Here is a 22,912-nt window from a genome sequence, read left to right as displayed (position 1 = left end):
ACGGGGAGGGAACCGACTGCTCCCGATGCGGTGGCCCCATCGGAATGCGGGAATGGCTCCCTCCCTACCGCGCGAACCTGAAGCTGTACGGTAAGGAGTTCGGCGACTACATCAAAGCGCTCGGAGACGACCTCCTCATCTCCGAACGCTTCGCCCAGGCTTTCCGTGACGAGGGCCTCAGGGGGCTCGAGGGCTTCCATCCCCTCGAAGTGCTCCGCGTCCGCAGGGGCAGGCGGGGCCCCAAGCCCTCCAGTGTTCCTCGCTACCTCATCGTCAGACCCTGCTTCGGCCGCGCGGCGGTGGACCTCGCGCGCAGTCACATCCGGGGAGCCCAGCCCCCCGCCTGCGAGGAATGCCGCCACACGCACTTCGACTCCATCTACGGCTTCACCCTGGAGCCCGGCACCTGGAATGGAGAGGACATCTTCCGTCCCCGGGGGCAACCTGGAGTCTTGACCGTCTCCGAGCGCTTCGAGCGCTTCGTCGCTCGCCATGGCTTCACCAACCTGCGGCTCACCCCCACCGAGGAGTACGTGTGGGATCCACATGCGCCCGAGCCGTTGCCCACCACGAAAGAGGGCTCGGCCTGAACCGGGCCTCCACGGGCCGTGTCATGGCGCGGCGCTGACCGGGAACTCCAGGCGCAGGCGCGCTCCGCCCTCCTCGCGGTTCTCCGCCACCAGCGAGCCCCCGAACTGCTCCACCATCTCCCGCGACAGCGCCAGTCCCAGCCCCGTGCCCTTCTCCGGCCCCTTCGTGGTGAAGAAGGTCTCGAACAGGCGCGGCAGCACGTGCGGCGGAAATCCCGGGCCGTTGTCCTCCACCCGCAGCACCACCCGCTCGCCCTCCCGCCGGCCGGTGATGCGCACCTCGGAGCCGTGCCGGCCCCGCGCCTCCAGCGCATCCCCCGCGTTCACCAGCAGGTTGAGCAGCACCTGCGCCAGCCTCCGCCGCACCGCGAGTACCGGCGGCAAGTTCTCCGCGATGTCCACCTCCAGCCGCGCCACGTGCTGCAGCCGCAGCCGGGCAATCCTCGCCGCGTCGCTCACCACGTCCGCCAGCGCGCACTCGGTGGGCTCCTCCTCGTCCATGCGCGAAAAGCCCCTCAAGTCCGCGATGATCTGCCGCACCCGCTCCACCCCGGCCCGCGTCTCCCGGAACACCTCGGCGAGCTCCTCGCGCGACACCTCCGCCCCGGACAGCACCTCGCGCTCCAGGTAGTCGAGGTTCGCTCCGATGAAGGCCACCGGGTTGTTGATTTCATGCATCACGCTCGCCGCGAGCTGGCCGATGGTGGCCAGCTTCTCGGAGTGCGCCCGGCGGCGCTCGCTGATGGCGAGTGTCTCCAGGGCCTCGCGGCGCGCGCGCTCCAGGCGGCCCTCGTTCTCCGCCCGCTGCGCCTCGCGGAACCGATGGACGCCATAGGCGCCGATGAGCGCCACCGTCACCACCACGCCCGCCCACAGGAGCACTTCGGAAGCCGGGCGGCCCTCCACCCACAGCAGGCCCGCCGCGCCCGCGCCACACAGCGCCCCGGACACGGTCGCCGCGGTCGAGTCCCGTGGATAGAGCAGGCACACGATAAGCGGGATGCACGGGAAGAAGTGGAAGTACGCGCTCGCGGTGGCCCCCGTGACGAGCACCAGCGCGGCGAAGGACAGGCTGGCCACCGCGCTCTGGAAGGCCGTGTGCAGGCGCACCGAGGACTCGGCGCGCTCGTCCAGCAGCAGCGCGGAGGTCACCATCCCCAGGGACCAGACGATGCGGACGGCCAGGGCCTGGAGGCTGTTGTGCCCCAACGCGAGCACGTCCAGCGAGTACTGGGACAGCACGCCCGCGGCGAACAACAGCAACATCTTCCGGCGCGGACCCCACTTCTCGGGTGAGGCCGGCGCGGACCCGACGGACCACACCCCGGACGGCTCCGGGTGGGCCCGAGCGCTGGAGCGGGAGACGGAGGGCCAGCCCATGGGTGTACCTCGACGGCGGAAAACACCCCCATGCTAGCCGGTTCTTCAGGAATCCATGCCACCTGCGTCCACGGCCTCAGCGCCTGTCCGTTGAGGCCCTACACGCACTTCATGGTTTCGCTGGTTCGAATCCAGCTCTCCCCGCTCCATGGGGAGATGGCCGAGGGGTCGAAGGCACCCGATTTCAACTCTGGCAAATCAATCCACACGGCTTCACCACTCGGGCGCATCCCTTTCTTCTCGTCAACTCCGCCTGTTGCGGCGGGCCGCGCGCGTGAGTGCCTCCAGCGCCTCGAGCAGCTTGCGGTACGAACGCGAGCGCCTCGCCATCGCGGGCGTGAAGGGAAACACCTCGGTGAAATCCGGCTGATCCGTCGTCTCCTCGTAGGGACGCCCGAGCAGCTGAGTCAGCCGCTTCTTGCAATCGCGAATGGTTTCGATGTCCGAGAGCGGCGCCGTCAGCCGGCTGGCGCGCGGGATGCGCGAGGCCCGACGCAGGCTGGCCAGGGACGCGAGAAACCAGGCCTCATACTCCCGATTGGCGACGACCACCTCGATGGGGATGTGGGGCGCGATGGCTCGGGCGCGCTGGAGGAGCTCGGGCCCGAGTCCAAGGGAGCGCTTCCTGGCGCGCTCCAGGCATTCGTCATCCGCGTCGAGCATGATGAGGATTCCATCGGGCCGCTCTCGGGCTGCCATCTCGACGTAGTACTCGATACCCAATTCGTCATCATCATCGTGGGCGCACTTGAGGGCCCCAGAGCCCGGAGCACGGATGGCGAGGTCCGGTGTCTCGAAGTCGCGGAAGCGGCGGTGTTGGAACCAGCGGCGCAGCAGCACGGGAACGGCTGTCTGCTCACCGTGTCCCTCGACGATGGCGAGAATCCGGAGCTTGAGACGCATGGTTACGGGGCCGCGAAGAAGTCGCCCTCGACACGCTCGGAGTCTCTCGCGGTGAAGAGCGCATTCGTCCGGAGCAGCTTGCCAACGGAACGTGGCGGCCGGCTCATCTCCTCCGCTCCCAGACTGAGCCTGAAAAGCGCACTGCTTCCCTCGCGCCACTCGACGACGCGAACCCGTTCGGGAGTCACGGCGGGGTGACTCAGAGCCTCGGGACTGTGTGAGGTCAGGAGAACCTGGCAGTGGCTGGTGCTCGCATCAATGGCATCCAACAGAACCCCCAGCGCCGCGGGGTGGACGGAGTCCTCGATTTCTTCCAGGCACACGAGCGCCGGGGTGGGCTTCTGCCGGAGCGCCAGGAGGAGGGCCAGACAGCGCAGGGTTCCGTCCGACATGTCCCCCACGTCGAAGACGACTCCGGCTGTCTTGCTCTTGTTGTAGCGCTGATGGAACCGGATGAGCCTGCGACCCGCAGCCGTCTCCGCTCTGACCCGGACGAGGCCAGGAACGATGGCCGCGAGGTGCTTGTTCAGCCAGGCCACATCCGCCTTGCTCCTCTCGAGGTGATGCAGCACGTCGCCCGCGTTGCTTCCGTTCCGGCTCAGGACACTCGCACCGCCGACGGGTGGCTCCGCCCGAATGGCGGCCGGTGAGAGGCTGTACGCACGGACGCTCGTCCTCAGCGCCTCCAATACGGCCCGCCACAGAACGTCAACATCAGCAACGAAAGGAAGTCCCAAAGCATCATTGCTCAATCGGAAACCCGGCCCCCCTGGCAAGGAAACAGCAGGTGAACGGTGCTGCTTCGCATTGCCAAGACCTCTCACGAAGTGTTGATGCTCGGAACGTGCAACCTCCCTCGTCACCACGAATCCCAACCCACCACGCTTGGGAGCGATGCTGAATCCATAGGTCACAAGGGTTCCATCACGCGAAGCGTCCGAAACAATGGGAAGCCTGGTACGGCCTTCCACTTCGTGGAGGTACCCGCCGGACAACCGCAGGTGAATGGCCACGGAGAGCACTTTCGCCTCGCGCGCACCGTGATGTAGCAGGGCCTGGATTCCGCCTCGGCGTTCCAGCGCATTGGCCAGTGAGTCGGTCAGCGCATCCCGGACAAACTCCAGCGCATCGAGGAGCGTGCTCTTTCCTGCCCCGTTCCGACCGACCAGCACCGTCAGGTCATCGAATTGCAAGCGGGCATTCTCGAAGGCCCGGTAGCCCGAGAGCCGAAGCTCTTCGATGTGGACACGCGCGGAGTCACTCATGCTCCGAGGGGTTTTACCCACTGCTCAGCGCGGTGCCTACTGGGGCCGCATGCAATCCCCTGCTTTGTCCGGCAACCGCGCGCGGAGCCCACCGGAGCCCGCTCCCCACGAGTGGGCCCCGGCGGCTCCCACCGTCTCATCGCGTGGCAAACACCAGGTCATCCACGTCGTCGAACACGCCGCCGGGACACGGCTCGGCGCTGCCCGCGTAGCGGAACACGCCTCGCACCGCCTGCAGCGCGCCCACCGGCAACACGTACGTGCCCGTCAACACCTGCTCGCCTGGCCGGCTCGGCGTGAGCGTCGTCAGGTACGTCCACGCCGGAGCCCGCGCGTCCGCCGCGTAGTACAGGTCCAACCGGTTCGCCTCCGGCTCCGCGTATGCCCACACCGTGGCCTCCACCCGCACCGTCTTCCCCGGCGCCAGCTGCCCCCCGTCCACCGTGCTCACCCGCAGCACGTCGAGCGTCTCGTCCCGCTCGCGCGTCCCGCCCTCGCCGTCCCCGCACGAGCCCCACAGCGTGTTGGGCGCGTTCGCCTCCGGGCCGAGCGGCCCCCGCCCCGTCAGCAGCGCCCCCGAGTGGCACACCGCCGCCGCCTCGTCGCACCGCGGCGCCCGCAGCTCTGGATCGAACACCGCCCGCTCCGAGCCACAGCCCTCCGCGCCACACGCCGGCACCACCTCGCACGGGCCGCACTCCAGCGTCCCGCCGCACCCGTCCGCCACCGTGCCGCACGTCTGGCCCGCCGCCTCGCACGTCAGCGGCATGCACACGCCCGGGTCGTACCCCTCGCTCGTGGCCAGCGTGCCCTCCATGTCGTTGGAGCCGCCCACCACCAGCACCCCGCCGTCCTCCAGCAACACCATCCCCGCGCCCCGCCGCGCCGACTGCAGCGCCGGCTCCGCGCTCCACGCGTCCGCCGCCGGGTCGTAGCTCTCCACCGACGCGAGCGCCCCCGTCGTCACGTGGAAGCCTCCCGCCACCAGCACCCGCCCATCCCCCGTCACCAGCGCCCCGTGCGCCTCGCGCGGCGTGCCCGGCGCCGCCACCAGCTTCCACCCGCCACCCGCTGGCTCATACAGCTCCGCCGTGGCCGCCGCGCGCGCCGTCGTCCCGCCCACCACCAGCACCCGCCCGTCCGCCAGCCGCGTCACCGAGTGCCCCGAGCGGTGCGTCCCCGCCGCGCCTCCCACCGGCCCCGCCTTCGTCCACTGGCCACTGGCCACGTCGTACAGCTCCGCCTGCAGCCCGCTCACGAAGAGCACCTTGCCATTGCCCAGCACCACCCCCGTGCCCGCGCCCCCGCGCGCCGACGTGGGCGCTCCCGTGCGCGACCAGCGGCCCGTCGCCGGCTCGTACAGCTCCGCCGAGCGCACCGGGTGCCGGTCCACGTCATAGCCGCCCACCACCAGCACGCGCCCGTCCGCCAGCGCCACCGCCGCCGGGTCGTTTCGCGCCTCGGCCATGTCCGCCACAACAGTCCACCGGCCCGTGCCGGGGTCGAACACCTCCGCGCTCGCCAGCGCGCCCAACGACGCCGAGTACGTGCCGCCCACCACCAGCACCCGCCCGTCCGCCATCCTCACCGCCGCGTGGTTGCGCCGCGCCGTGCGCATCGGCCCCACGGCGCGCCAGGCACCCGTCGCGGGCTCGAATACCTCCGCACTCGAGAGCGTGCGGTTGCCATCGTGCCCGCCCGCCGCCAGCACCCGCCCGTCCGCCAGCACCACCAGCGGCAGCAGCTTGCGCGGCGTGCTCAGCCCCTGCGCCACCGTCTCCCGCGACACATCGCCGGGCGGCGGCGCCGAGCTGCACGAAAAAACCAACGTGAAGAGCGCCAGCATGGCGCAGGACGTCGAAACCCTTTTCATGACCCTTCCCACTCCCTTTCGAGAAGGACGGGTCTACACGCCGGGTCTGACATCGCCGGGGCCGATAATCCTCGTAATTCCAAGGGTTTATCGTCCTCTGTATGACAGACCTGTCAGGTTGTGCGCGGCTCGTGCCGCACGCCGTCATGGGCGCGTCATGGCGGCGTCAGGGGCCCCCTCTCGGACCCCCTCACGGGCCCGCGTGCTGGGCCTCGGCCTCCACCTCCGAGAGGTTCACCGGCTCGCCCTCCAGGCCCTCGTGGTGGCGCGGCGGCAGCGCCCCGCCGTCGTCGTCCTCCAGCTTGAGCAGGTGCGGGGTGCGCTCGAGGTACAGCTCGCCGTCGCGCACGGAGCGCACGTCCGCGTACTCCACCAGGAACTCGTCGTGGGACAGCAGGCGCGGCTCGAGCTCGAAGTGGCTGTCTCCCACCGCGCGCACGCGGCCCACCTTGCGCCCGTCCACGTCCCGCACCACCATGCCCTCGCGTACGTCGTCCTGCACCACCATGGCGTCCTCCTCGCGCGCCCCGGCGCCCTCCCGCTCCGGACCGCTTCCTCTCTGAGTGGGGAACATCCGGCGCCGCGGCAACCGCCGAGGGCTGGCAGGAACAGCAACCCTCCAGACATGGGGTGGCCCCTCCCCCCGGCTCTCGTGCGACGGGCGCGAGCGCGGGCTCTCCCCACGCTCACGGTGCCTAACGTTTCCACGAAAGGAGAGCACCCCATGCTCCTGGAAATGAACGCCGTGGAGGCCCGCGAGCTCAAGGAAGTCCTCGACACGTCCCTGCGCGAGCTGCTCGTGGAGATCGACCACGCCGACAACCGCGCCTTCCGCGAGATGCTCAAGGAGCGCTACGACCGGCTCGAGCAGCTCGGCCGCAAGCTGGAGTCCTCCGGCGAGAGCGACCAGGTCTACGCCTGAGCCGCTCGCCCCGCCGCTTCCCTGGAGCCCGCGGCGGCTTCGATGAGGCCGTAAAACACAAGCCCCACGGGATGGGGGGAACGGCGCGGAAGCAAAGGTGCGTGCCCCGAGGACGTCCGGCATGCTTCCGGCCAGCGCGCCGGGAGTCCCGCCGCGCGCGGAGACACGCACGTGACGACACCGGCCGCTCCCATCCGCTTCCTCCTCTCCCCCTCGCTCGGGGAAGTGAAGGAGCACGTGCGCGCCGAGCTCTTCAGCCGGGCCCTCACGCAGCGGCTGGGCCGCCCGGTGGTGGTGGAGCTGGCGCCCACGTACGAGGCGCTGGAGCGGGAGTTGGTGGAGGGCCGGGTGGACCTGGCGTGGGCCACGGCCGAGCAGTGCACCGCCTTCGAGCCGCGGTCGCGCGCGGTGCTGCGCGCCGTGCGGGCCGGGCGCTGGTACTACCACGCGGCGCTCGTCTGCCGGGCCGAGCGCCCGCTCACCCTGGAGACGTTGAAGGGCACGCGGGCCGCCTGGGTGGCTCCGCGCTCCACCGGGGGCTACCTGCTGCCCGCGAGCCACCTCACCGCGCACGGCCTGCCCCCCGCGGACACCTTCGCCCAGGAGCGCTTCCACGGCACCTACCGCAAGGCGCTGCTCGCGGTGCTCGAGGGCGAGGCGGACGTGGCGAGCATCTACTCCAGCCACCCGGAGGAGAACACCGTGCGCGCCTACCTCGCCGAGCACGTGGGCGCGGACGAGCGGCGGCTCACCCCTTTCGAGTTCACCGAGCCCACGCTCGCCGACGGGCTCATCTTCACCGCCCGCATGCCGGAGGCGGACGTGACGGCGCTCGTGTCCATCCTCACCTCGCTGGCCGGCGGCGGCGCGGGGCTCGAGCCCCTGCTGGGCCTCTTCGACAGCGAGGGCTTCGTCCTCTCGTCCCCGCCCGGGCCCCGGGCGACGCCGGCCCCGCTCGGGGTGAAGCGGGCCGAGTACCTCGCGGCGGAGCTGGACGCGCGGGAGCGGTGCATGCGGCTGTGGACGCCCACGGGCCTGGCCTTCGGGCGCACCGTGCGCCACGCCGAGGGCCAGCCGCTGGAGGCGGTACTGGGGCCGGACGCGGGGGACGCCCTGGTGGCGCTCGCGCGCGCCGCGCGGCACAGCGGGGTGGGCGGCCGGGTGGAGTACCGCCTCGAGGTGGACGGCGAGACGCGCTGGTACGCGGCCGAGGCCACCGTGCGCGCGCCGGCCCCGGGCGCGCCGGGCAGCACCACCACGGCGCTGCTGGTGCGCGACGTCACCGAGTTGCGCGCGCTCGAGAACGAGCTCTACCGCCTGGCCTCCTTCCCGCTGCTGCACCCCGAGCCGATGCTGGAGCTGGGCCCCTCCGGCGAGCTGCGCTACGCCAACCCCGCGGCGCACACGGCGTTTCCGGACCTGCTGGTGCGCGGCACGGGGCACCCGCTGGTGGAGGCGGCGCTCGCATGGGCCCGGCGCGGCGCGGCGGTGGGCGAGACGCCCCCCACGGTGCACCTGGGCGGCCGGTACTGGGAGCTGACGGTGGCGCCGCTGGTGGACCCCGAGGGCCTGCGCGTCTTCGCCAAGAACGTGACGGCGCGCAAGCAGATGGAGGCCCAGCTCTTCAAGGCGGACCGGATGGCGGCGCTGGGCTCGCTCGCGGCGGCGGTGGGCCACGAGATGGGCAACCCGCTGGCGTACATGCTGGCCAACCTCGGCTTCGCGCGCGAGGAGCTCACGCGCCTCAAGCAGGCGCTGCGCGAGGAGGGCCATGCGCTGGCCGGGGACGTGGACGACGTGGTGGAGGCGCTCGTCGAGGCGACGGATGGAGCGGACCGGCTCAAGGCCATCGTCCAGGACTTGAGGATGCTCTCGCGCGCGCCGCCCGAGCACCGCGAGGCGGTGGAGGTGGTGCCGGTGCTGGAGCACGCGCTGAGCCTGGTGCGCGGCGAGCTGCGCCACCGCGCGCGGCTGGAGAAGGACTTCCGGCCGGTGCCCCTGGTGGAGGGTGACGAGGGGCGGCTGGGCCAGGTGTTCGTCAACCTGCTGCTCAACGCGGTGCAGGCGATGAGCGAGCTGGACGCCACGCGTAACGTGCTCCGGGTGGCCACGTACACGGGCCCCGCGGGCGAGGTGGTGGTGGAGGTGCAGGACACCGGCGTGGGCATGTCCCCCGAGGTGCTCGCGCGCCTCTTCGAGCCCTTCTTCTCCACGCGCCCGGCGAGCACCGGACTGGGACTCTCGGTGAGCCACGCCATCGTGTCGAGCCTCGGCGGCTCGCTGCGCGCCGAGAGCCGCGAGGGCGTGGGCACCACGCTCACCGTCATCCTCCCCGCCGCGCCGTCCACTCCCTCGCCCTCCGGGAGAGAGCCGGGGTGAGGGTATACCGGGGCCCCCGGGCCCTCCCTGTCACTCCCGCCGTCTGCGAGCCCCCAGCGAGAGCACGAGCACCCCGAGCCCCAGCCCCCACGCGCCTCCCGCTGGAGCCACGCCACACCCGAAGCCCACCTGGAGCGAGAGCCCCTCGCCCACGGTGAAGCCGAGCGCCTCCGAGGTGACGCTCCGCACGCGCAGCAGCTCGGCCCACGCGTGCACCTCGTGCGGCCCCTTCGCGAGCTCCACGGGCGAGACGAGCACGAAGTTGCCCGCCTCATCCGCCACCACGGGAGCCCCGAGTGGCGCGCCATCGAGGAACACCTGCACGCTGGCCCCGGGCGCCGTCCTGCCCTCGAACCGTGGCAGCGGATCCACGTCGTCCGCCCCGGCCCCGGGAGACACGAAGGAGGGCACGGCGGGCACGACGAAGCCCTGATCGATGACGGACTGGTCGCCCTCGAAGTCGGAGGCACCGTCGACGACGGGCTCGGCGCCCCGGGTGCCCTGGGGCGAGTTGCCCGCCAGCCCCGAACCCGCCGAGGCCGTGCACTCCGGCGGCACGCCCCCCGAGGACTGGACGAACAGCAGCCCGCCTCCACCGCCTCCGCCCGGCGCGGTGTCGCTGTCCGCGCCCGCGCCGCCCTTGGCCGACAGCCCGGTACAGCCGAGGCTCTGCGCCACGCGCACGTGCACCGTGCCGCCCGCACCACCACCGCCGCCGCCCCCGTGCATGCCGACGGACGAGGGCGCGGCCAGCCCGTTCGCGGTGATGAAGCCGCGCGGCTTGGGGCCTTGGATTTCCCGGGCGCGCACGAAGATGATGCCGCCGCCCGCGCCGCCCGCCGAGCCCTCGATGCCCGCGCCACCGCCGCCGCCGAGCAACAGCCGCTCCAGGGGCTCGTAGCGCAGCGCGGCGCCGCCACGGCCGCCCACGTCGCGCTCGGTCGTCTCCTGCGAGGAGCGGGCGCCCCGACCTCCCTGGCCAACATGGCCGCCGCCGCCTCCGCCCGAGTCATGGCAGTTGCCGCCCCCGCCTCCATTGGCGAGCTGCCCGTAGCCCCGCGTGGGCGCACCGGAGAGGGCACTGGCGAGGCCCTCGCCCTTGCGCGCGCCTCCGCCGCTCGCGCCGCCGCTGCCCGCGGGCCCGTCCAGCGCCGCGCAGTCGTAGGAGGAGCCAGCCACGCCCGCCTCGGCCGCGCCGCCCTGGAAGCCCATGCCGTCCGCCTCCAGCGAGCCCTGGTTGAAGACGGTGCCCGTGGCCAGGAACGCCAGCACTCCACCGCTGCGCCCGTTCCAGGCCGGGGCCCGTAGCGAGCCGGTGTTCTGGATGCGCACGTCCTTGTACTCGGGCACGAGCACCACCTGGGACGCGCGGGAGAAGGGGCTCACCAGCGGCGCGGTGAGGCGCAGCACGCCGGTGGCCACCTCGGACAGGCGCGCCAGCTCCCACCGGCCCGCGCCCTCGCCCGAGCGCCCCAGCTTGACCTTGTCGTCCCGGTACTCCGACAGCGGCTGCTCGCCGCCCATCTGCAGCACCATCACCAGTTGGCCCGCGGCGAAGCCCGAGGCGTCCACCACGCTCAGCTCGGTGACGCCCGCGGGGACGTCGGCGGCGAGGGGCGTGGAGGTATTGATGACGAAGCCGGGGTCCCTCACCTGCAGGGAGCCCTGCTGCGCATTGCCCAGGCCGAAGACGTCCGCCTCGGCGCGCCCCGGCGCGGGCAGCAGCGCGAGCACCAGGGCCAGCAGTCCGACTGGGAAGAAGGCCGGTGCGTGGTCCGGCACGAAGCGACGCGAGACGATGGGCGACACGGGCCCCCTCCGATGTCTGCCTCTCGTCATACGAGAAACAGGCGAGAGCCGCAACTCAGGCAACCTCGTCAGCTCCCGGCGTGCGTCCAGCCAGCGCGAGCCCGGAGGGGAACCCCCGTCTCAGAAGCGTCCCCGCGCGAGCGAGAACACGGGCACCACGCGGCCCGGCCGCGACATGTCCGGGGCGAGCACGGGGAGCGGAGCACCGAGGGAGACGCGCCGGCCCTCGACGTTGAGCAGCGAGGGCGAGGGGGCCCGGGAGGCGAAGAGGGGCTCCTGGGTGAGGTGGACGACGGCGGTCTGCACCAGGGCCACGAGGAACCAACTGGCCACGTGGGTGGGCCAGAGGATGAGCTCGAGGCCACCGTGGCGCGAGGGCTGGGCGGACTGCACGGCCCAGAAGGTGGCGTAGGTGGCGAGGCCGGAGAGCCACGTCCACAGGAAGCTGTGCGAGTAGGCCAGGTCCGTGCTGGCGATGAGCCAGATGGGCAAGGAGCTGAGCAGCGGGAGCACGGCGCCGTTGATGAAAATCATCGCCTGCGTGCCCACGCCGAGGACGACGTCCGTGCCCTCGCCACCGGTGAAGGCCGAGGTGAGGGCGGTGGCCCCGAAGAGGCCGATGACTTCCACGGCCCACATCGCCGAGCCCACGAGGAGCTGCGAGCCGAAGCCGGTGGATAGCTCCCCGAAGGCGCGCCAGAAGGAGAAGGGCGAGGAGCGCGCGGGCGTGCCGGGCACGTGCTCGTGCGAGAGCAGCCCGTACCCCGAGGGCGCGGCGGCGGCCGGAGCGAGCAGGCTCAACCCCCGGTGCTCCGAGGCGTCGAGCCGGGGCGCATCCGCCGGGGACAGTTGCAGCACGGAGAGGACGAGCAGGGTCGCGAGCATGGGGGCGGAAGTATGCCTTTGACGCCCGTCCGGAATGCGCGGAAGGCTGCCGGACGGGAATGTCCCCGCCCGGGGTTGTTGGTCATCGGACCCCGAGCCCCTTCCCCCCATTCCCCGGAGCCCTTCGCATGATGGTGCACATCCCCCACGTCCTCACCGCCGAGCAGGTGGCCCACTGCCGTGCCGTCTTCGATCAGGCCGCCTGGGTGGATGGCCGCGGCACCGCCGGACACCAGTCCGCCCAGGTGAAGAAGAACCTCCAGCTCCCGGAGGACAGCCCCCAGGCCCGCGAGCTGGGTGAGCTCGTGCTGCGGGCGCTCGAGCGCAGCCCGCTGTTCATCTCCGCCGTGCTGCCCCAGCGCGTCTTCCCGCCGCTCTTCAACCGCTACGACACGCAGATGAACTTCGGCTCGCATGTCGACAACGCCATCCGCCCCATCCCCGGCACGCCCCTGCGCCTGCGCACCGACGTCTCCGCCACCCTCTTCCTCTCCGACCCGGACAGCTATGACGGCGGCGAGCTCGTCGTCGAGGACACCTACGGCAGCCACTCGGTGAAGCTGCCCGCGGGAGAGCTCATCCTCTACCCGGCCTCCAGCCTCCACCACGTCACCCCCGTGACTCGCGGCGTCCGGCTGGCTTCCTTCTTCTGGATCCAGAGCATGGTCCGCGACGTCTCCCAGCGCGCCCTGCTCTTCGACCTCGACATGGCCCTCATGCAGCTCAACAAGGAGGTGCCCCAGAGCCCCTCCCTGGTCATGTTGACCGGCGTCTACCACAACCTCCTGCGCCAATGGGCCGAGCCCTGAGCCCGTGCGCCCCCGCCAGCCCGGCCCTACCTTGACGCCCCAACCAACGTGGGATATCTCTCCGCGCACTGCAAATGAGAATGATTCTCAATTTCCATATCGGGATGCAGGACGGAGTCACCGCCCCCGCCCAGGAGGTCCGGCCCGCCATGAGTCTCTTCCGTCTGGGGGAGCCCCCCGCGGGTGGGGGAGAGGGGCAGCGGTGGGGGTGGGCCGTCGTGCTCGCGGCGCTCGTCCACGCCGGGTTGATCCTGGCGTTCTGGGCCGCGCCCGCCGTGTCCGTGCGCGCGCCGACCGCCCCGCCCGAGGAGCCCGAGGTGGTGTTCTTCTCCTTCCCGCCTCCGCCCCCCGCCGCGGCCCAGGCCTCGGCGTCCCGGGCACCAGGTGCTGAGCGGGTGCGTCGCCAGGCGCGGCTCCACTCCGCGCGCCCGGCCCTGGTGCTCCCGGCGAAGGTGCCCGTGCCCGAGCGGCCCGTGGAGACGCCGGCCGAAGAGGCGTCGGAGCCCGCGCCGGAGCCGGAGCCCTCCGAGCCGGCCAACGTGGGTGGCGAGCCGGCGGGCACCGAGGGCGTGGGAGGTGTCGTCGCGGGGCTGGTGGGAGGAGTCCTCGGGGGAAGGGAAGGCGGGAGGGTGGGCGCCACGGGAGGCTCGGCGCTCGAGGTGACGCAGGTGGCGCGGGCCCCGGAAGTGCTCGAGCGGGTGCAGCCGCGCTACCCCCGGCGGGCCCGGGCCGATGGCATCGAGGGACTCGTCCTCGTGCGCGTCATCATCGGCATCGACGGGCGCATCGAGCCCGAGCACACGCGCGTCGTCCGCTCCGTTCCCGGGCTCGACGCCGCGGCCCTCTCCGCCGTCGGCCAGTGGCGCTTCACCCCGGCGCTCGGACACCAGGGCCGGCCGGTGCGCGTCATCGTCGAGATTCCCGTCCAGTTCTCCCTGAAGTAGCCGCCGTCGAGTCCCCCCATGCGCCTCAACCTCCGCAAGCTCCTCTTCTGGCCGCACCTGGTGTCCGGAGTCCTCGCCGGGCTCGTCATCGCGAGCATGTCCCTCACGGGTGCGGCGATTTCCTTCGAGCAGCAGATTCTCGGCCAGGCCGAACGCGACTCCCGGAGGGTAGCGGTGCCCACGCCGGACGCGCCCCGCCTCTCCGTCGACGAGCTGCTGGCCCGCGTGCGCGCCGCCCGGCCGGAAGCGCAGCCCTCGGGGGTGACGGTGTACTCCGAGCCGGACGCCGCCGTGCTGGTGAGCACCGGCCGCGACAGCGGCGTCTACGTCAATCCCTACACGGGCGAGGTGAAGGAGCCGGGCGCCCGGGGCTGGCGCGCCTTCTTCCACGCCATGGAGGAGTGGCACCGGTGGCTGGGCGCCCAGGGCGACAACCGCGCCGTGGGCAAGGCCATCACCGGCGTCTGCAACAGCGCCTTCCTCTTCCTCGCCCTCTCCGGCCTGTACCTGTGGTGGCCTCGCAAGTGGACGTGGAAGACGGTCCGCCCCACCCTCTGGTTCCGCGGCGGGCTGAAGGGCAAGGCCCGGGACTTCAACTGGCACAACGCCATCGGCTTCTGGTCGCTGCCCGTGCTCATCGTCCTGACGACGAGCGGCATGGTCATCTCCTACAGGTGGGCCTCGGACCTCGTCTACACGCTCACGGGCAACGAGCCCCCCGCCGCCCAGGGCCCGGCCGCCACGCCGGAGGTCAAGGTTCCCGCGCCTCCCGAAGGGACTCCACGGCTCGGTCTCGAGGCGCTCTTCACCGAGGCGCGAAAGCAGGTGCCGGCCTGGGAGAACATCACCCTGCGCCTCGGCGGCCCCCCGCGCGGCAATGCCCCGGGCCCCTCGGAAGCGCCCCGCCAGGGCGGCCCGAAGGCCCTCACCTTCTCCATCCGGGAGCAGGGCGGCTGGCCGCTCTTCGCGTCCGCGCAGGTGTCGCTGAATCCCTTCACCGGCGAGGTGCTGCGCAAGGAGACGTACGCGGACTCCAACTCCGGCCGGAAGCTCCGCGTGTGGATGCGCTTCCTGCACACGGGTGAGGCCCTCGGCGTCGTGGGGCAATTCCTCGCCGCCCTCGCCTCTCTGGGTGGAGCCGTCCTCGTGTGGACTGGCTTCGCCCTCGCCTGGAGGCGGTTCTTCCCGCGCCGCCAGGCCCGGACCCCTTCCCCCGAAACCCTCACGGCACCGGAGCCGTCCGAACCGGCGGCCTGAGCTCCTCCCCATTTCCCTGACACGCCCCCGGCTCGCGACCGCCGCGAGTCCTGGCCGTGCCTTGCCCGAAATCCCCCCACCTCTCGAGGTCTCGCATGTCATCCCCCCGGAACACCCGTCCCGGCATCCGCTCGTCGAAGGGCCACGCAGGAGGCGTTCGCGGCTCGCTACAGGCCGCGATGGGCCTCGCCTCGGTGCTGGCCGCCAGTGGCGCGCTCGCCCAGGAGCCCACGCCCCCGGCCGACGCACCGAAGGCGGAGAAGCAGACGGAGAAGCCGGACACGTTCGTGCTGCCCACGGTGAAGGTGCAGGAGGAGGCGGAGAGCTACCACGCCCCGGAGAGCCACCTCACGCGGCTGCCCAGGCCGCTCGTCGACACGCCCCAGAGCGTCACCGTGGTGTCCGAGGCGGTGCTCGAGGAGCAGCAGGCGACGACGGTGCGCGATGCCCTGCGCAACGTCTCCGGCATCACGGTCACCGCGGGCGAGGGCGGCCGCCAGGGTGACACCTTCAACCTGCGCGGCTTCTCGGCGCAGACGGACACCTTCCGCGACGGCGTGAGAGACCTCGGCTGGTTCACGCGCGACACCTTCAACCTCCAGGGCGTCGAGGTCTTCTTCGGGCCGTCCGCCGTCCTCTTCGGGCGGGGCTCCACGGGAGGCGCGCTCAACCTCGTCACGAAGAAGCCTGGCCGGCGCTCCTTCCGCAATGTGAGCCTGACGAGCGGGACGGCGCCCTCGGGCCGCGTCGAGGCCGACATCAACGAGGCGCTCAGCGACCGCATCCAGGTGCGCGTCAACGCGGTGGGGCAGCTCGCTGGGGTGGCGGGCCGGGACCATGTCTCGGAGAACCGGGCCGGCGTCGCGCCCTCGGCGCGCTTCTCCCTGGGTGACGCCACCTCGCTGGAGCTCGACTACCTCTACCAGCGCGAGGACAGCGTGCCGGACTACGGCCAGCCCTACTTCAACGGCTACCCCGTCTCCACGAGCCTGGGCGTCTCGCGCGGCGCCTTCTACGGCGTGGAGGGCTCGGACACCGAGCGGGTGAATGCCCATGTCGCCACCGCGCAGCTCCAGCACCGCTTCGGCGACAGCCTCCAGCTGACGAACTCGCTGCGCTTCGGCTCGGTGGACCGCTACGCCCTACCCACGGCGCCCCGCGGCCTCACGCCCACCGGCAACCCGACCGCCATCGGCCGGCAGCGCTTCGAGACGAACACGGACAACACCTACCTCGCCAACCAGCTCAACCTGCGCGGCGAGCTCCAGACGGGCCTCCTCAAGCACACCGCCAACGCCGGGCTCGAGCTGTCCTACGAGACGCGCCAGCAGAGCCGCGACAACCTCAACGCGGTGGGGCTTCCCACCGGACCCAACCTCACCGCCGACCTGTTCACGCCCGATCCCACGCCGGACCTCTCCGCCGTCAGCCCGGTCTTCAACAGCGCCAGCGACAGCAAGCAGTGGTCGCTGGGCGTCTACGCGGCGGATCAGCTCGAGCTCACCCGCTTCCTCGAGGTGCTCGGCTCCGTGCGCGTCGACGTCTTCGACACCGGCTACGTGGCCGAGGACGCCACGCACACGCGCACCGCGCTGGAGAACCAGGACGCCCTCTTCAACTGGCGCGTGGGCGTGCTCGCGCACCCCGTGGAGAACACGAGCCTCTACGCCACGTATGGCACGTCCGCCAATCCCTCGGCGGAGGCCGGCGTGCTCACCACCGGCACGGCGAGCCTCGAGCCGGAGCGCAACGCCACCCTCGAATTCGGCGCCAAGGCGGAGCTGCTCGAGGAGCGGCTGGGACTGAACGCGGCGCTCTTCCGCATCGACAAGCTGAACGCGCGCGTGCCCAACACCAACCCCGAGGGGCCGCCCACCGTGCTCGAGGGCGCCCAGCGCGTGCAGGGCTTCAACGTCGGAGTGACGGGGACGCTCACGAGCCGCTGGAGGGTGATCGCCAACTACACCCACCTGGACTCGGAGATCCGGGAGCACACCAACCCGTACCTCGTGGGCCAGCCGCTGCCGAGCACCCCCCAGCGCAGCTTCTCGCTGTGGACGACCGTCACCCCGCTGGAGCACCTCACCGTGGGCGCGGGCGCCGTGTACCAGGACGTGACCACGGCGAACAATCCCACCTCGGACGCCGTGGCCCTCGTGAAGGTGCCCAACTTCTGGCGCTTCGATGCCTACGCCAGTTACGCGCTGTGGAGCCGGGTGGACCTCCAGCTCAACCTCAACAACCTCTCCAACGCGCTCTACTTCGAGCAGTACTCCGGCGCGCAGGCCGTGCCGGCCGAGGCCCGCTCGGCCAACCTCACCGCCCGGGTACGCTTCTGACGCGCGCGGCCCAGCTCCGCACCCCGTCCAGACAGACCGTTGCCACGCCGAGGACCTCCTCCACCGCGTTCGCGTCGCGTCTCTGATAACCTCACGTCACGGCGCCCCCCGCCGCCCCCCATGCGCTGTCCGGTCTGCCACCGCCGCCTCACTCCCGGCGACCCCTGCCCCCTGCACGCGGAGCGGCCCCGGCCCCCTCCCGAGCCCGAGCCCTTCGCCCTGCCCCAGGTGCCCGGCCTCGCACCGCGCGCGCTGCTGGGCACCGGAGGCTTCTCCCGCGTCTTCTCCGCCCGGCGCGAGGAGGACGGCCGCGAGGTGGCCCTCAAGGTGGCGACCGGCCCCTTCACCGAGCGCTTCGCCCGCGAGGCCGCCGCCCTGCGCCGCGTGGGCCCGCCCACCGTCCCCGAGCTGCTCCTCCAGGGCACCACCCCCGAGGGCCGGCCCTTCCTCGCCCTCGAGCGCCTGCGGGGCCAGACGCTCGCCGCGTGGATGGCCGCGCTGCCCGGCTCCGGCGCCGCGCCCCTCTCGCACGTGCGCGACGTGCTCGCCGGCCTGTGCGCCGCCCTCGAGCGCGTGCACGGCGCGGGGCTCGTCCACCGCGACCTCAAGCCGGAGAACGTCTTCCTGCGCGAGGGCGGCACGCTCGGCCTGCTGGACTTCGGCCTCGCGCGCTTCCTCGACGCCGCGGACCCCGGCGAGCCCGAGGAGTCAGTCAGCCTCACCCGCACGGGCCAGCGGCTGGGCACCGCCATGTACATGGCCCCCGAGCAGTGCCTGGAGTCGCGCGACGTGGACGCGCGCACGGACCTCTACGCGCTCGGCGTGCTCCTCTTCGAGCTGCTCACCGGCGCCCCGCCCTTCACCGGCGGGCCGGACGAGGTGCTGCACGGCCACGTGAACCTGCGGCCTCCCCGCCCCTCCGAGCGCGCCCCCGTGCCAGCGGCCCTCGACGAGGTGCTGCTGCGCTGCCTCGCCAAGGACCGGGCCTCGCGCTTCGGCTCCGCCGCCGAGCTGCTCGCCGCCTTCGACACCGCCCGCCGCACCACTCCCGGCGCGCCCACGGCCACCACCGTGGAGGCCCTCGCGCCCGCGCGGCCCCGGGGCCTGCGCGCCGTGGCGCTCCTCGGCGTGGGCGGTGACCTGGACGCGGAGCAACTGGCCGCCACGGTGATGCCCGAGGGCGGACTGCTCGCGCGCGTGCACCCGGGCCGCTACCTCGTCGCCTTTCCCGAGCACCCCTCGGCCGAGGCGGGCCTGCGCGCCGCCGCCCGCGCCGCCCGGCAACTCACCGCCGGGCCCGGCACCACCGCCGTCCTCCACTTCGCCGAGCTGCGCGTGCGCCCCGGCGCCACCCTCACGCGCATGGCGGGCCCGGCCCTGGAGGAGCCCGATTCCTGGTGGCCCTCCTTCCCGCCGGACACCCCCCTGCTGGCCACACCCGAGGCGGCGGAACGGCTCGGCACGGGCGCGACGCTTCCCGGCCCCGCGGGCGCCCTGCGGCTCGGCGACTCCTCGCTCACCCGGGCCCAGGCCTCCGCCGAGCCCCCGCCCCTGCTCGGCCGCGACGCGCTGCTCGACACGCTCCTCGCCGACGCCGCGCGCGCCTTCTCGGGCCAGGGCCCCGGCCTCTCCGTCCTCACGGGCGAGCCGGGCCACGGCAAGACGCGCCTGCTCGACGCGCTCGCCGCACGGCTGGAGGCGGACGGCCGCACCCGCGTCCTGCGCCTCGCCGCGCCCCACCCCGACGCTTCCGGCGCCGAGGCCCTCCTCCACGCGCTGTGGGCGTGCGGCAACCCGGACACGCCGCTGCCCACCACCCGCTCCGGTGCCCGGCGCCACGCCCTCGCGCGCGCCGTCGCCGAGTCCCTGCGCCGCCTCGCCGCCCGGCAGCCGCTCGCGCTCCTCCTGGACGACGCGCACCAGGCGGACCCCACCAGCCTGGACGCACTCGAGGTGGCCACGCTCGCCGCGCCCGAGGTGCCCCTCTGGGTGTGCGCCGCCGGAGGCCCGGAGCTGCTCGGCCTGCGTCCCCTCCTCGGCGAGCGCGCCGGCCACCCCGCGCACCACGTGCTGCCCCCGCTCGCGCCCGAGGCCAGCCGCGCGCTGCTGCGCCACCTGCTGCGCTCCGCCGAATTCATCCCCGAGCCGGTGCTCGCCCGCCTGGAGCAGCTGACGCAGGGCGTGCCGCTGTCGCTGGTGGAGGTGGCCGGGGCGCTGCGCACCTCGGGGGCCCTGCGCGCCTCGCCCGAGGGCGAGGGGTACGTGGCCGCGGACGAGCTGCTGCACGTCTCGGTGACGCCCCTCTTCGAGCGGCTCGCCGTGCGCGCCCTCTCCGTGCTGCCCGCGGCGCACCAGGGCCTGGCGCAGCTGTGCGCGGTGCTCGGCCAGGAGCTGACGGTGGCGCAGGTGGACGCGGCCCAGCGCCACCTCGACGCGAAGGAGGACAGCGCGCGCGTGGCGGGCCTGGACACGGGCAGGGGGCTCGCGAGGCTGGAGCGCACCGGGCTGCTGCGCTCCACGGGCCCGGAGCGCTACACCTTCCGCCAGCCCCAGTTGCGCGAGGCCCTCGAGCGCGCCCTGCCCGCCCCCTGGCGCCGGGCCCTGCATGCCGCCGCCCTGCGGGGACTCTCGGGAGGAGGAGACGCGGAGCAGCGCCGCCGTGCCCGGCATGCCGCGGCGTGCGGCGCCAACGAGGAGTCCTTCACCGCGTGGTTCTCCCTGGGCGAGGCCGCGCGGCTGGCCCACCGTCCGGTGGAGGCCGAGCAGCACTACACCCACGCCCTGGCGCAGCTGCCCGAGGGAGACACGGCGCGGCGCGCGCGGGTGCTGGCGGGGCGGGGCCGGGTGCGCTACCGCATCCACCGCTTCCGCGAGGCGCTGGGGGACCTGGGCGCGGCGCGGGCGCTGGCCGGAGCGCGGGGGGACACGGCGCTGGAGGTGGACCTGCTGTTGGAGGAGGCCACCGTGCTGGACTGGCTGGAGGACGCGGAGGGCACGGCGGAGCGCACGCGGGAGGCGCTGGAGAAGGCCGAGTCGCTGGATGATCCGCGCCTGTCCGTGCGCTGCTCGCTGGCCCGGGCGCGCCAGGCCTGGAGGCAGGGGGATTGGGCGCGCGCGACGCGGCTGCTCACCGCCACCGAGGAGGCCGCCACGCTCGCCCGCGACACGGAGACGCGCGTCATCGCACTGATGATGCAGGGCACGGGGCTGGCGCTGGACGGGCAACAGGAGGCCTCGGCGCGGGCCTTCGACGAGGGGCTCGCTTCGTGCCGCAAGGAGGGCGACGCGCTGCACGAGGCCGCCACGCTCCTCAACCGCCCCTTCCTCTGGCGCGCGCGGGGCGACGTGGAGTCGGCGCTGGAGGACCTGCGGCGCTCCACGGCGCTGGCGCGCGAGCTGGGCCACCCGCAGGTGGAGCGCTGGGCCTCGGGCAACCTCGCCGAGTTCCTCCACTGGATGGGCCGGGAGGGGGAGGCCTACCGGCTGGCGCGGCGCGCGCACGAGCTGGGGGTGCGCTTCTTCGGCGAGCACCCGGTGGCGGTGGACGCGGTGCTGCTGGCGCGGGTGTGCGCGGCGCGCGCCGGGTGGGAGGAAGCGCGGGGGCTGTTGGACTGGCTCTCCGCCCACTGCCGGGCCGAGCACACCCCGCCCAACACCCTGGCCCTGTGGCGGCTGGTGGAGCTTCAGGTGCGCGAGGCGCGGGGCGGGGACCGGGACGCCGAGGCCTGGAAGGCGCTCGCCGGGGAGTCCCAGCCGAACACCTCGGCCGACGAGCTCACCGAGGTGCTCTACCAGGCCACCCTCTCCGCGCTCCGGAGCGGGGAGCGGGACGAGGCCCGCGAGTGGCTCACCCGCGCCGAGAGCACCGCGGCCACCTCGCCGCTGTGGCGCCCTCGCCTGGAGGCCCTCCATGTGGCCTGGGCGGCAACTCCCGTCCCCCTCCGCCCGTAGCCTCCGCGGCTACACGTCTCCCCATCCGCCCCTCCTCGCGAGGGGACGCCGCGCTCCTCCCAGGTGGCCCGCTCCATGCAATCGAGCCCATCCATGAATTCCCAGCGAATCAGGTCATTCCCCCGCTCCCTGCACTTTCGGTTCCAAGCCCTCGCACTGGGGGTCTCCATGTTCCTCGGCGCCTCGGGCTGCCAGCCGGAGGCCCCGGGCGAGGACGCGCTGGGAGCGGCACCCGCCGCGGCGAAGCAGGGGATGCGGGTGGCCAACTCGCTCACCACCCAGGCGCTGGTGCTCAACGCCCTCTCCACCAACCCCACGGCGAGCCCCCTGCTGGTGAGCACGGGGCTGGTGCCGCTGTTCAACCCGGTGTCGGGCAACAGCTACCTCCAGCTGCAGCTGCGGGACGTGGATGCGCAGCACTTCATGTCGTACCTGGTGAGCTGTGCGCTCGAGTCCGGACACGCCGTCACCTGGAAGGATCCCCTCACGCTAGCGGTGAAGACGTGGCAGGGGCAGGCGGGGCTGTGTCCCCAGTGGGAGACGGGCGCCCCGACGCAGGCGTGCAAGAACCGGGTGTCGGCCTGTCTGCTGGCGCGCAACAACGCCTATGGCCGGCGCGTGGAGCTGTCCATGCGCGGGGAGGACCCGGCGAGGCCGGCGCTCTTCGCGCTGGAGACCGAGACGCGCCCGGTGGAGATAGACCCGGACACCGCGAGCCGGGTGCCGAGCTACGAGACGTGCACCACGCCGCAGACGTCGATGAACCGCGACTGTGGCTGGAAGGCGGACTTCATCGGCCGGTGCACGCCGGGGCAGACGGTGCGGCTGGGGGCGGGAGGCAAGGCGCCGGACCAGTGCACCTCGAGCTCGGCGCTGGTGCTGGGCAGCGCGAGTGGGGCGCGCATGATGCTGCGCGTCTGTGACAACACGCTCGGCTGCGACCAGGGCAGCACGCGCCAGCTCGGGCAGAGCCAGGGGACGTGCGCCACCACGAACCCCGCGGTGAGCTTCACCTGCCCGGCGTCGGGCTTCTTCAACGTGATGGCGGCGCCCTACGACAGCACGCAGGTGGGGACGGTGTCGGTGGGGGTGGAGACGGGCACCTCGGCGAACACCCGCTACCGGCTGTCGGAGGCCGAGGTGTACCCGGTGCGCGAGGGCGCCTACTACGGGAACATCTTCGACGCCTCGGCGCTGGCGGCGACGGTGTACGTGGAGGAGGGCGGCCGCATCCAGGGCAAGGAGCAGGTGGTGAAGGGCGCGGTGTACAAGAAGATGTTCTCCTGCCAGGCGCCCGAGTGGAGCGACGCGGCGGCCTATGCCACGCACCGGGTGTGCGCGCTGCCGGGCTCCGAGTCCAACTGCGCGGCCCGCTCGACGGGGGTGTGCATCGACTGGACGAACCGCGGCTACCCGGCCTCGAAGTGCGGCAAGGACGACGGCACGGTGGTGGATGGGGATGGGGACTTCGAGGAGTGCTACGATTCGTATGGAGAGCAGTGGAAGGAGCCCGTGACCGTGTTCCTCCACGAGACGTGCGGGATGCCGGGCATCCCCTCCAACGACTGTGCCTGGCGCGGCACCACGAAGTAGTGGGGGAGCGGCG

At 72.8% G+C, this 22,912-nt stretch carries 16 protein-coding genes; 9 read left to right on the top strand and 7 right to left on the bottom strand.

The window, feature by feature from the left end; all coding sequences use genetic code 11:
• The first annotated feature begins 44 nt into the window (after positions 1-44).
• Positions 45-590: a hypothetical protein gene (locus tag ACJ8AN_RS12480; RefSeq protein ID WP_407755532.1), complete on the top strand. Its 546-nt coding sequence runs from the start codon at positions 45-47 to the stop codon at positions 588-590.
• Between the two features lie 21 nt (positions 591-611).
• On the opposite strand, the gene ACJ8AN_RS12475 is transcribed toward ACJ8AN_RS12480, so the two are convergent.
• From ACJ8AN_RS12475 to ACJ8AN_RS12455, 5 genes are all read right to left on the bottom strand, one after another.
• Positions 612-1,970: a sensor histidine kinase gene (locus ACJ8AN_RS12475; protein ID WP_407755531.1), complete on the bottom strand. Its 1,359-nt coding sequence runs from the start codon at positions 1,968-1,970 to the stop codon at positions 612-614.
• A gap of 243 nt (positions 1,971-2,213) precedes the next feature.
• Positions 2,214-2,873, bottom strand: a complete 660-nt coding sequence (locus ACJ8AN_RS12470) for a DUF4276 family protein (protein WP_407755530.1) — start codon at positions 2,871-2,873, stop codon at positions 2,214-2,216.
• Positions 2,874-2,875: 2 nt separating this feature from the next.
• Entirely contained in the window at positions 2,876-4,138 is a 1,263-nt protein-coding gene (locus ACJ8AN_RS12465; RefSeq protein WP_407755529.1) for an AAA family ATPase, read from the bottom strand.
• Between the two features lie 136 nt (positions 4,139-4,274).
• Complete coding sequence (locus ACJ8AN_RS12460; RefSeq protein ID WP_407755528.1) at positions 4,275-6,011, bottom strand: Kelch repeat-containing protein; 1,737 nt, start codon at positions 6,009-6,011, stop codon at positions 4,275-4,277.
• Between the two features lie 190 nt (positions 6,012-6,201).
• Positions 6,202-6,519, bottom strand: coding sequence for a DUF2171 domain-containing protein (locus tag ACJ8AN_RS12455; RefSeq protein WP_407755527.1), 318 nt, complete (start codon positions 6,517-6,519; stop codon positions 6,202-6,204).
• A gap of 216 nt (positions 6,520-6,735) precedes the next feature.
• On the opposite strand from ACJ8AN_RS12455, the gene ACJ8AN_RS12450 reads away from it, so the two are divergent.
• A complete protein-coding gene (locus ACJ8AN_RS12450) occupies positions 6,736-6,933 on the top strand; it encodes a hypothetical protein (RefSeq protein WP_407755526.1) in 198 nt (65 codons plus the stop codon).
• Positions 6,934-7,104: 171 nt separating this feature from the next.
• On the top strand, positions 7,105-9,312 hold the full coding sequence (locus ACJ8AN_RS12445) for a PhnD/SsuA/transferrin family substrate-binding protein (protein WP_407755525.1): 2,208 nt from the start codon (positions 7,105-7,107) through the stop codon (positions 9,310-9,312).
• Between the two features lie 30 nt (positions 9,313-9,342).
• Here ACJ8AN_RS12445 and agmC read toward each other — a convergent pair whose 3' ends face one another.
• Positions 9,343-11,121, bottom strand: a complete 1,779-nt coding sequence (gene agmC, locus ACJ8AN_RS12440; protein ID WP_407755524.1) for an adventurous gliding motility protein AgmC — start codon at positions 11,119-11,121, stop codon at positions 9,343-9,345.
• 120 nt (positions 11,122-11,241) lie between these two features.
• Entirely contained in the window at positions 11,242-12,006 is a 765-nt protein-coding gene (locus ACJ8AN_RS12435; protein ID WP_407755523.1) for a hypothetical protein, read from the bottom strand.
• Between the two features lie 128 nt (positions 12,007-12,134).
• Between ACJ8AN_RS12435 and ACJ8AN_RS12430 the strand changes: the two genes are divergently transcribed.
• The 6 genes from ACJ8AN_RS12430 (at position 12,135) to ACJ8AN_RS12405 (ending at position 22,899) form a co-directional block, all read left to right on the top strand.
• Entirely contained in the window at positions 12,135-12,815 is a 681-nt protein-coding gene (locus tag ACJ8AN_RS12430; protein ID WP_407755522.1) for a Fe2+-dependent dioxygenase, read from the top strand.
• A gap of 149 nt (positions 12,816-12,964) precedes the next feature.
• Positions 12,965-13,759 carry an energy transducer TonB gene (locus tag ACJ8AN_RS12425; protein ID WP_407755521.1) on the top strand — a complete coding sequence of 265 codons (795 nt, stop codon included), beginning with the start codon at positions 12,965-12,967 and terminating at the stop codon, positions 13,757-13,759.
• A gap of 18 nt (positions 13,760-13,777) precedes the next feature.
• The gene (locus ACJ8AN_RS12420; RefSeq protein WP_407755520.1) at positions 13,778-15,016 is read left to right on the top strand and encodes a PepSY-associated TM helix domain-containing protein; all 1,239 of its coding nucleotides are present in this window, start codon (positions 13,778-13,780) and stop codon (positions 15,014-15,016) included.
• Between the two features lie 95 nt (positions 15,017-15,111).
• Positions 15,112-17,355, top strand: coding sequence for a TonB-dependent receptor (locus ACJ8AN_RS12415; RefSeq protein ID WP_407755519.1), 2,244 nt, complete (start codon positions 15,112-15,114; stop codon positions 17,353-17,355).
• Between the two features lie 120 nt (positions 17,356-17,475).
• Positions 17,476-21,306, top strand: coding sequence for a serine/threonine-protein kinase PknK (locus ACJ8AN_RS12410; protein WP_407755518.1), 3,831 nt, complete (start codon positions 17,476-17,478; stop codon positions 21,304-21,306).
• A 168-nt stretch (positions 21,307-21,474) separates the two neighbouring features.
• Positions 21,475-22,899 (top strand): hypothetical protein, encoded by a 1,425-nt coding sequence (locus tag ACJ8AN_RS12405; RefSeq protein WP_407755517.1) that lies wholly within the window; start codon positions 21,475-21,477, stop codon positions 22,897-22,899.
• Positions 22,900-22,912: the final 13 nt, after the last annotated feature.

Source organism: Archangium sp., from assembly GCF_045802675.1.
Taxonomy (GTDB): domain Bacteria; phylum Myxococcota; class Myxococcia; order Myxococcales; family Myxococcaceae; genus Archangium.
This window is presented reverse-complemented; position numbering and strand designations above follow the sequence as displayed.